Raw genomic sequence first — 9,129 nt, 5'->3', positions numbered from 1 at the left:
CGCGCGGGCGCGACGTCCAGCGCCCCGTTCACGGCCAGATCAGCGCCTCGGGCGCACGGGCGGCGTCCGCGCCGGTGACGCGGCCGTTGGTGAGGCGCAGCGCGCCTGTGGCCCAGAGCGCCAGCGCGTGCGGGTAGAGCCGATGCTCCGCCGCCAGCACGCGGGCCGCAAGAGCGGCCTCGTCGTCGCCGTCCAGCACCGGCACGGCGGCCTGGGCGATGACGGGGCCGGAATCCATCTCCGGCGTCACCACATGCACCGTGCAGCCGTGCAGGCGCACGCCCGCCTCGAGCGCGCGGGCGTGGGTGTCGAGCCCCTTGAAGCTCGGCAGCAGGGCCGGGTGGATGTTGATGAGCCTGTCGCCCCAGCCTTCGATGAAGCCGTCGGTGAGGATGCGCATGAAGCCGGCGAGGCACACCACGTCCGGCTGAAAATCACGAACCACGCGGTCGAGCTCGGCGTCGAAGCTCGTCCGGTCGGGATAGGCCTTGTGATCGACCACCGCGGTTGCGATGCCCGCCCGCGCCGCGATCACGAGCGCGCCGGCGCCCGGCCGGTTGGAGATCACGGCGACGATCTCGGCGGGGTAGGCGGGGTCGCGGGCGGCGTCGATCAGCGCCGCCATGTTCGAGCCCCGGCCGGAGACCAGGACCGCGACGCGCGCGCGGCTCATGCGGAGAGCTTCAGCGCGCCGTCGAAGCGCACCGGATCGTCGGCCGCGGTGATGGGCTCGATCGCGCCGATGCGCGTCACCGCCTCGCCCTCGGCCTTCAGCGAGGCCTCGACCGCGTCGGCGGCGTCGGCCGCCGCCACCACCACCATGCCCACGCCGCAGTTGAAGGTGCGCAGCATCTCCGCCTCCGCCACGCCGCCGGCCTCCGCAAGCCAGCCGAACACCGGCGGAACCGCGATAGCGGAGAGGTCGATGCGGGCGCCGAGCCCGTCGGGCAACACGCGCGGCAGGTTGTCCGGCAGGCCGCCGCCGGTGATGTGGGCCAGCGCCTTCACGCCGTCGGTCGCCTTCAGGGTCGCGATCAGCGGACGTACATAGAGCTTGGTGGGCGCGAGCAGCGCGCGGCCGAGCGTCTTCTGGGGCTCGAACGGGGCCGGCGCCTCAAGCGACAGGCCGGAGCGGGCCACGATGCGGCGCACCAGCGAATAGCCGTTGGAGTGCACGCCCGAGGAGCCGAGGCCGAACAGCACGTCGCCCGCCTTCACGTCCCGGCGCGGCAGCAGCCGGCCGCGCTCGGCGGCGCCCACCGCGAAGCCCGCGAGGTCGTAGTCGCCGTCGGCGTACATGCCTGGCATCTCGGCGGTCTCGCCGCCGATCAGCGCGCAGCCCGCCTCCATGCAGCCGGTGGCGATGCCCTTGACCACCTCGTAAGCGGTATCGCCGGACAGCTTGCCGCAGGCGAAATAGTCGAGGAAGAACAGCGGCTCTGCGCCCTGCACCACCACGTCGTTCACCGACATGGCGACGAGGTCGATGCCGATGGTGTCGTGCAGCCCGGTCTCGATGGCGATCTTGAGCTTGGTGCCGACGCCGTCGTTGGCGGCCACCAGCACGGGATCGACGAAGCCCGCGGCCTTCAGGTCGAACAGGCCGCCGAAGCCGCCGATCTCCGCGTCCGCGCCCGGGCGCCGGGTGGCGCGCACCAGCGCCTTGAGCCGCTCCACGAGCGCGTTGCCGGCGTCGATGTCGACCCCCGCCTCGGCATAGGTCAGGCCGCCGCCCGCGTTCGTCTCGGCCATGATCGTCTGAACTCCCAAGCTGATCCGACGACCCCTTAGACCGGCTCCGGAACGGGCGCAACCGCGCAAGGGCGCCTCGGCTTCCACGGAGGTCCGGCTTTTCACAGCCGCGCGCCGCGCCTATGTCGACGTAAGGGCGCGCGACGGCGCCCGCGGATGGGGTTTCGGCGCCGTGAACCTGCCCAACCTGCTGACGATCGGACGGCTGTTCGCGGTGCCGCTGGTGGTGTGGCTGATCGCGACCGGGCAGCTGCTGACGGCCTTCTGGGTGTTCGCGATCGCCGGCCTCACCGACGCGATCGACGGCGCCATCGCCCGCGCCTTCAACCAGCGCACGGAGCTCGGCGCCTATCTCGATCCGCTGGCGGACAAGGCGCTGCTGGTGGCGATCTTCGTGACGCTCGCGATCCAGAGCGACATTCCCCGCGGCCTCGCCATAGCCGTGGTGTTCCGGGACATCGTCATCGTCGGCGCCGTCATCCTGTGCTGGGTGATCGAGCGGCCGCTCGCCATCGAGCCGCTGAAGGTGAGTAAGGCCAACACCGCGGCGCAGATCGTGTTCGCGGGCACGGTGCTGGGCGCGGCGGGATTCCAGCTCGACCTCGGCGGCGTCGAGCGGATCGGCGCTTATGTGGTCGGCGGCTTGACGCTGCTTTCGGCGGCCGCATATGTCCACGCGTTCGCGCGCCATGTCAGCGGCGCGCCGCCTTCCGGTCCCGGCGGCTGACGGCGATCACGACCTTCCCTTAGGCTCACGCGAGATCGGCGCTCATGACCCTGCAGCGGCAGATCCTGTTCTGGCTTGGCCTCGCGGCCGTGCTCGTGCTGTTCCTCCTCCTGTTCTCCGGCATCCTGCTGCCCTTCGTGGTGGGGCTGGCGCTGGCCTATCTGCTCGATCCGGTCGCCGACCGTCTGGAGCGGGTCGGCCTGCCGCGCGTCTGGGCGACGGTGGTGATCCTCATCTCGGTGGTGCTCATCTTCGTGCTGGCGATCATGCTGATCGCGCCGCTGATGGGCGCGCAGCTCTCCAAGTTCGTGGAGAACCTGCCGGCCACCATCGCCAAGCTGCAGGAGCTGATCGCGTCCTACAACGCGCCGTGGATCGACAAGATGCTGGGCCAGGGGCTGACCCAGGTGCGCTCGTCGCTGGGCGAGATCGTCAGCCAAGGCATGAACTACCTGACCGGTTTCCTCGCCTCGCTCTGGACGGGCGGGCAGGCCCTGATCTCGGTGATCAGCCTGCTGGTGGTGGCGCCGGTCGTCGCCTTCTACATGCTGATCGACTGGGACCGCATGGTGGAGTCGATCGACGACTGGGTGCCGCTGCGGCACAAGGTCACCATTCGCCGGCTGGCGCGGGAGATCGACGAGGGCGTCGCGGGTTTCGTGCGCGGGCAGGCGCTGGTCTGCGTCATCCTCGGCACGTTTTACGCCATCGCGCTGACCATGGTCGGGCTGAACTTCGGCCTGCTGATCGGCTTCGGCGCCGGCGTCATCGGCTTCATTCCCTACATCGGCTCCATCACCGGCCTGCTGGTGTCGCTCGCCGTCGCCATCGTTCAGTTCTGGCCGGATTACAGCATGGTGGCGCTGGTGCTCGGCATCTTCGCCGTCGGCCAGTTCATCGAAGGCAACTTCCTGCAGCCGCGGCTGGTGGGCCGCTCGGTCGGCCTGCACCCGGTGTGGCTGATGTTCGCGCTGGTGGCCTTCGGCTATCTGTTCGGCTTCGTCGGCCTGCTGGTGGCGGTGCCGCTCGCGGCCGCCGTCGGCGTGCTGGTGCGCTTCGGCCTGCGGCGCTATCTCGAAAGCCCGTTCTACACCGGCGTGGACGCCAACCTTCCGGACGTGCTGCCGGGCGGGCCTCAGGGCGCGAGCCTGTTCCGCAAGGACATCGCCCCGCCGCAGCCGTCGCTCGCGGCGCCCGAGACCGGGACCGCTCCGGGGCCGCAGGCCGGCTCATGAGCGGCCGGGAGCCGCCGCGCCAGTTCCCGCTGGCGCTGCCGCACGAGCCCCGCTTCGGCGTCGAGGACTATCTGGTGGCGTCCTCGAACGCCGCGGCCCACGCGCTGGTGACGTCGTGGCCGAACTGGCCGGACCGCTCGCTGCTGCTGGTGGGCGAGAGCGGAGCCGGCAAATCCCATCTCGCGGCCATCTGGCGCGCGCAGTCCGGCGCGCCCGAGGCGTCGTCGGCGGAGGACGCCATCGCGCGCCTGCGCGACGCGCCCGAGGACGCGGCGCTGCTGCTGGACGACGCCGACCGCGAGGGCGCGGACGAGAACGCGCTGTTCCACCTGCTCAATCTGGCGCGGGAGCGGCGCGCCCGCCTGCTGCTCACGGCCCGCTCGACGCCGACGCTGCTGTGGCCGACCCTGCCGGACCTCGCCTCGCGGCTCCGGGCGCTGCCGGTCGCCCGCATCGACGCGCCGGACGACGACGCCATGCGGGCGGTGCTGATGAAGCTGTTCGACGACCGCCAGATTCGCATCGACGACGAGGTGATCGAGTTCCTCCATCGCCACTGCGACCGCTCGCTCGGGGCGGCCCGTTCTATTGTTGATGAAATCGATCGAGAATCGCTGGCCAGAGGGCGCGGCGTAGGTAAAGGCTTGGCGGGCGACGTCGTGCGGCGCCTGAGGAACGAAGATGACTGACGAGAGCGTTGCGAAGCCGTCACACAACCGTCGTATGCAGCCCCGCGCCTCGCGGACGAAAACGTCTGACGCGAGCGCCGATCAGGTTGAGAAGGACGACGGCATGTCCGAAATCGCAAGCGTCACGCCGCGGGCGGCGATCGCCGAAGCGCGGCTCGAAACCGCGCCCGAGGCTCATGCGCATGACAGGATGGGCGACCCCTCGCGCTTCGTGAACCGCGAGGTCTCCTGGATCGGCTTCAACCGCCGCGTGCTGGAGGAGGCGTCGAACGTCAATCACCCGCTGCTGGAGCAGCTTCGCTTCCTCTCGATCTCGGCCAACAATCTCGACGAGTTCTTCATGGTGCGCGTGGCGGGCCTGCGCGGCCAGCTGCGCTCCGGCCTGACCGAGCTCAGCCCCGACGGCCTGACCCCCTTCGAGCAGCTGGCGCGGATCGGCGAGATGGTGTCCTCGCTCGCCCACGACCAGCAGGTGCGCTGGCTGGAGCTGAAGGCGCTGCTCAACGGCGTGAACATCCTGCTGGTGGACGGCCCCGGCCTGACCCGCTCCGACCGGGTGTGGCTGGAGGAGAACTTCCTCAACTACGTGTTCCCGGTGCTGACGCCGCTCGCGGTCGATCCGGCGCATCCGTTCCCCTTCATTCCGAATCTCGGCTTCACGCTGGCGCTGCAGCTGGTGCGCCAGTCGGACGGGCGTCCGCTGAACGCGCTGATCCGCATGCCGGCCCGCATCGAGCGCTTCGTCCGCCTGCCGGAGGGCGAGCAGCCGGGCGTCGCCCGCTTCATCAGCCTGGAGCAGGTGATCGGCCTGTTCATCGGCCGGCTGTTCCCGGGGTACGACGCCAAGGCCCAGGCCGGCTTCCGCATCATCCGCGACAGCGACCTTGAAGTGGAGGAGGAGGCCGAGGATCTCGTCCGCCTGTTCGAGAGCGCGCTGAAGCAGCGCCGCCGCGGCTCGGTGATCCGGCTTGAGATCGAGAACGCCATGCCGCCGGAGCTGCGCGCCTTCGTGGTGGCGGCGCTGGGCGTGGCCGACGACGAGGTGTTCGTGGTCGACGGCATGCTGGCGCTGGGCGATCTCAGCCAGATCGTCTCGGTCGACCGGCCGGACCTGAAGTTCAAGGCCTACAACCCCCGCTTCCCCGAGCGCGTGCGCGAGCACGCCGGCGACTGCTTCGCCGCCATCCGGGAGAAGGACATCGTCGTCCACCATCCCTATGAGAGCTTCGACGTGGTGGTTCAGTTCCTGAACCAGGCCGCGCGCGATCCGAACGTGGTGGCGATCAAGCAGACGCTCTACCGCACCTCCTCCGACAGCCCGATCGTGAAGGCGCTGGCGGAGGCGGCGGAGGCGGGCAAGTCGGTCACCGCGCTGGTGGAGCTGAAGGCCCGCTTCGACGAGGAGGCCAACATCCGCTGGTCGCGCGATCTGGAGCGCGCCGGCGTGCAGGTGGTGTTCGGCTTCATCGAGCTGAAGACCCACTCCAAGCTCTCGCTGGTGGTGCGCCGCGAGGCCGGCGGCCTCACCACCTACTGCCATGTGGGCACGGGCAACTACCACCCGATCACCGCGAAGATCTACACCGACCTGTCCTTCTTCACGGCGGACCCGGTGATCGGCCGCGACGTGGGCCGGCTGTTCAACTTCATCACCGGCTACGCCGAGCCGGCGGAGCTCGAGCGCATGGCGGCCTCGCCGCACACGCTGCGCAAGCGCCTGCTGCAGCACATCGGCGAGGAGATCGACCACGCCCGCGCCGGGCGCCCCGCCGCGATCTGGGCCAAGTGCAACAGTCTCGTGGACCCGGAGATCATCGACGCGCTCTACGGCGCGAGCCAGGCCGGCGTGCAGGTGGACCTGGTGGTGCGCGGCATGTGCTCGCTGCGTCCGGGCGTCGAGGGCCTGTCGGAGAACATCCGCGCCAAGTCCATCGTCGGCCGCTTCCTGGAGCACAGCCGCATCTACGCCTTCGGCAACGGCCATGGCCTTCCCTCGCCGAAGGCGCATGTGTACATTTCGTCGGCTGACCTCATGCAGCGCAATCTCGACCGCCGGGTCGAGGCCATGCTGCCGATCCTCAACCCGACGGTGCATGAGCAGGTGCTCGATCAGATCATGGTCGCGAACCTCAAGGACAACCAGCAGAGCTGGACCGTGCTTCCGGATGGAACCTCGCGCCGGATCGCCCCGGCGGAGGGCGAAGAGCCCTTCAACGCGCACCAGTATTTCATGACCAATCCCAGCCTGTCCGGTCGCGGCAAGTCCGTGAAGACCTCGTCCCCCCGTCGCCTCGCCAAACGCGGCGGGGCCGCGTGACGGCGAAGACGTCGCGCGATCCGGCCGAGACGCGCCCCTCGGGCGCCCTCGGCCGCACTCTGCCTCCCGGCCGGCTCGCCCATGGCGCGCCGGTCGCGATCCTCGACATCGGCTCCAACTCCGTCCGCCTCGTGGTCTACGAAGGGCTGTCGCGCTCGCCGACGGCCCTGTTCAACGAGAAGGAGCTGTGCGCGCTCGGCCGCTCCGTGGGCGTCACCGGCGAACTGTCCCAGGACAACATCGACAAGGCGCTCGCGGCGCTGCGCCGCTTCACCACGCTGAGCCGCGCCATGGGCGTCGGCCGCACCTTCGTGCTCGCCACCGCCGCCGCCCGCGACGCGGACAACGGCCGCGCCTTCATCTCCGAGGTGGAGCGCATCACCGGCGTCGAGGCGCAGCTCCTGTCCGGCCCCCGCGAGGCCCGGCTGTCGGCGCTCGGCGTGGTGTCCGGCTTCTTCAAGCCCAACGGCGTGGTGGGCGATCTCGGCGGCGGCAGCCTGGAGCTGCTCGACATCGTCAAATCCCGCATGAGCAAGGGCTCGACCTATCCGCTCGGGGGCCTCAGGCTGCAGGACGCCTCGGAGCGGTCGATCAAGAAGGCCGACCGCATCGTTCGCGAGACGCTGGAGAACGCCGGCGAACTCGAGAACCTGAAGGACCGGGTGTTCTACGCGGTGGGCGGCACCTGGCGCGCCATCGCCCACATGCACATGGTGCAGAAGCGCTACCCGCTGCACGTGCTGCACGGCTACACCATCCCGGCGCGCGAGGCGCTGGAGTTCTGCCGCCTGTGCCGGCGCATCGACCCCGAGACGCTGCCCGGCGTGGGCGTGGTGTCGGCGGAGCGCCGGCCGCTGCTGGCCTATGGCGCGCTGGTGCTGGAGCACATCCTGCGCATCGGCCGCCCGCGCGAGGTGGTGATGTCGGCGCTCGGCGTGCGCGAGGGCCTGCTCTACGAGCTGCTCGACGAGGAGGAGCGCCGGGAGGACCCGCTGATCGCCTCCGCCCGCGATCTCGGCTACCTGCGCAGCCGCGCCCCGCGCCACGGCGACGACCTGATCGAGTGGACCGACCGGCTGTTCCGCAGCCTCGACATCGACGAGACCTCGCAGGAGCGCCGCTGGCGCCACGCCGCCTGCCTGCTGTCGGACATCGGCTGGCGCGCCCATCCGGACTACCGTGCGCAGCAGAGCCTGGAGATGATCGCCCACGGCAACTTCGCCGGGGTGGACCATCCGGGCCGCGCCTACATGTCGCTCGCGATCTTCTACCGGCACATGGGACTGCTGGACAACGAGGCGAGCCCGCGCATCCGCGAGATCGCCTCGACCCGCATCCTCGACCGCGCCCGCACGCTCGGCGGCGCCATGCGGGTGGCCTATGTGGTCTCCGCCGCGGTGCCGGGCATCCTGCCCCGCACGCCGCTCGCCCTGAAGCGCGACGTGCTGACGCTGAAGCTGCCGGCGGAGCTTGGCGATCTGGAGAACGACCGTCTGCGCAACCGCCTCAACCGTCTGGGCAAGCTCGTGGGGCGGCCGACGTCGGTGGTCGCGGTCTGACGGCGGAGCGGCCCGTGTCCGAGCCGCCGCCCCCGCCGCGGGACGACAGGGCGCAGACCCTCGCCGCGCTCGCGCTCGCCCGCGACATCCTGCCGAACTCCGGCACGATGATCGGCGTCTGCACCACGCTGGTCGGTCTTGTGAAGATCATCGAGCGCGACAGCGGCGCGAGCCGGGTCGACGAGTACGGCGCGCTGATCGGCGTGCTGTTCCTGATCAGCGCGCTGACGTCGTACCTGGCGATCCGCATCGCCCCCACCAGCGCCGCCACAAGCCGCCGCTGCGAACGCGTCGCCGACGTGTTCTTTCTCACCGGCCTGTGCAGCCTCGTGGTGCTCGGAGCGATGTTCGCGTTCGAAACGGTGTGAGCGGGGCGGTTGAGGTTATCAGGCTCCCAAGGCGCGAACCCGCCCCTTCCTTGTCCCGGCCTTGAGCCGGGACCCAGATGCGTCTCCGCTTGCAGAATTGAGCTGAGAACGTCGAGCTTCACCCGGAGGCGTCGGCGGAAATGGGTCCCGGCTCAAGGCCGGGACAAGGGAAGGAGGGCGCAGTGGCTCATCTGGAGGGCGCGGTTTTTATGCCTTCGTGATTGGAGCATGAAGCTGCGGCGTCGAACGCCACAACTCGCCGCCTATTCCTTGTCCCGGCCTTGAGCCGGGACCCAGATACGTCTCCGCCTGCAGAATTGGGCTGCGAGCGTGGAGCTTCACCCGGAGGCGTCGGCGGAAATGGGTCCCGGCTCAAGGCCGGGACAAGGGAAGGGGGCGCCCCGCGTTATTCAGAGGGCGCGGGTCTTCACCTCTCCCCGGCGGGGAGAGGTCGGCGCGAAGCGCCGGGTGAGGGGGAGCGC

At 70.2% G+C, this 9,129-nt stretch carries 8 protein-coding genes; 6 read left to right on the top strand and 2 right to left on the bottom strand.

Annotated elements, in window-relative coordinates; all coding sequences use genetic code 11:
* Window positions 1–28: 28 nt before the first annotated feature.
* Window positions 29–673: a phosphoribosylglycinamide formyltransferase gene (gene purN / locus ACFQ4O_RS12130; RefSeq protein WP_378775954.1), complete on the bottom strand. Its 645-nt coding sequence runs from the start codon at window positions 671–673 to the stop codon at window positions 29–31.
* The gene (gene purM, locus ACFQ4O_RS12125; protein ID WP_378775953.1) at window positions 670–1,752 is read right to left on the bottom strand and encodes a phosphoribosylformylglycinamidine cyclo-ligase; all 1,083 of its coding nucleotides are present in this window, start codon (window positions 1,750–1,752) and stop codon (window positions 670–672) included. The genes purN and purM overlap by 4 nt, the downstream gene beginning before the upstream one ends.
* Before the next feature lie 172 nt (window positions 1,753–1,924).
* Between purM and ACFQ4O_RS12120 the strand changes: the two genes are divergently transcribed.
* The 6 genes from ACFQ4O_RS12120 (at window position 1,925) to ACFQ4O_RS12095 (ending at window position 8,647) form a co-directional block, all read left to right on the top strand.
* Window positions 1,925–2,479, top strand: a complete 555-nt coding sequence (locus ACFQ4O_RS12120; RefSeq protein WP_378775952.1) for a CDP-alcohol phosphatidyltransferase family protein — start codon at window positions 1,925–1,927, stop codon at window positions 2,477–2,479.
* Between the two features lie 44 nt (window positions 2,480–2,523).
* Window positions 2,524–3,714, top strand: a complete 1,191-nt coding sequence (locus ACFQ4O_RS12115; RefSeq protein ID WP_378775951.1) for an AI-2E family transporter — start codon at window positions 2,524–2,526, stop codon at window positions 3,712–3,714.
* Entirely contained in the window at window positions 3,711–4,403 is a 693-nt protein-coding gene (locus ACFQ4O_RS12110; protein ID WP_378775950.1) for an HdaA/DnaA family protein, read from the top strand. The genes ACFQ4O_RS12115 and ACFQ4O_RS12110 overlap by 4 nt, the downstream gene beginning before the upstream one ends.
* A 103-nt stretch (window positions 4,404–4,506) precedes the next feature.
* Window positions 4,507–6,720 carry an RNA degradosome polyphosphate kinase gene (locus ACFQ4O_RS12105; protein ID WP_378775949.1) on the top strand — a complete coding sequence of 738 codons (2,214 nt, stop codon included), beginning with the start codon at window positions 4,507–4,509 and terminating at the stop codon, window positions 6,718–6,720.
* Window positions 6,717–8,279 (top strand): Ppx/GppA phosphatase family protein, encoded by a 1,563-nt coding sequence (locus ACFQ4O_RS12100; protein ID WP_378775947.1) that lies wholly within the window; start codon window positions 6,717–6,719, stop codon window positions 8,277–8,279. The genes ACFQ4O_RS12105 and ACFQ4O_RS12100 overlap by 4 nt, the downstream gene beginning before the upstream one ends.
* Before the next feature lie 14 nt (window positions 8,280–8,293).
* Entirely contained in the window at window positions 8,294–8,647 is a 354-nt protein-coding gene (locus tag ACFQ4O_RS12095) for a hypothetical protein (RefSeq protein WP_378775946.1), read from the top strand.
* Window positions 8,648–9,129: the final 482 nt, after the last annotated feature.

The organism is Methylopila musalis (assembly GCF_042679725.1).
GTDB lineage: Bacteria > Pseudomonadota > Alphaproteobacteria > Rhizobiales > Methylopilaceae > Methylopila > Methylopila musalis.
This window is presented reverse-complemented; position numbering and strand designations above follow the sequence as displayed.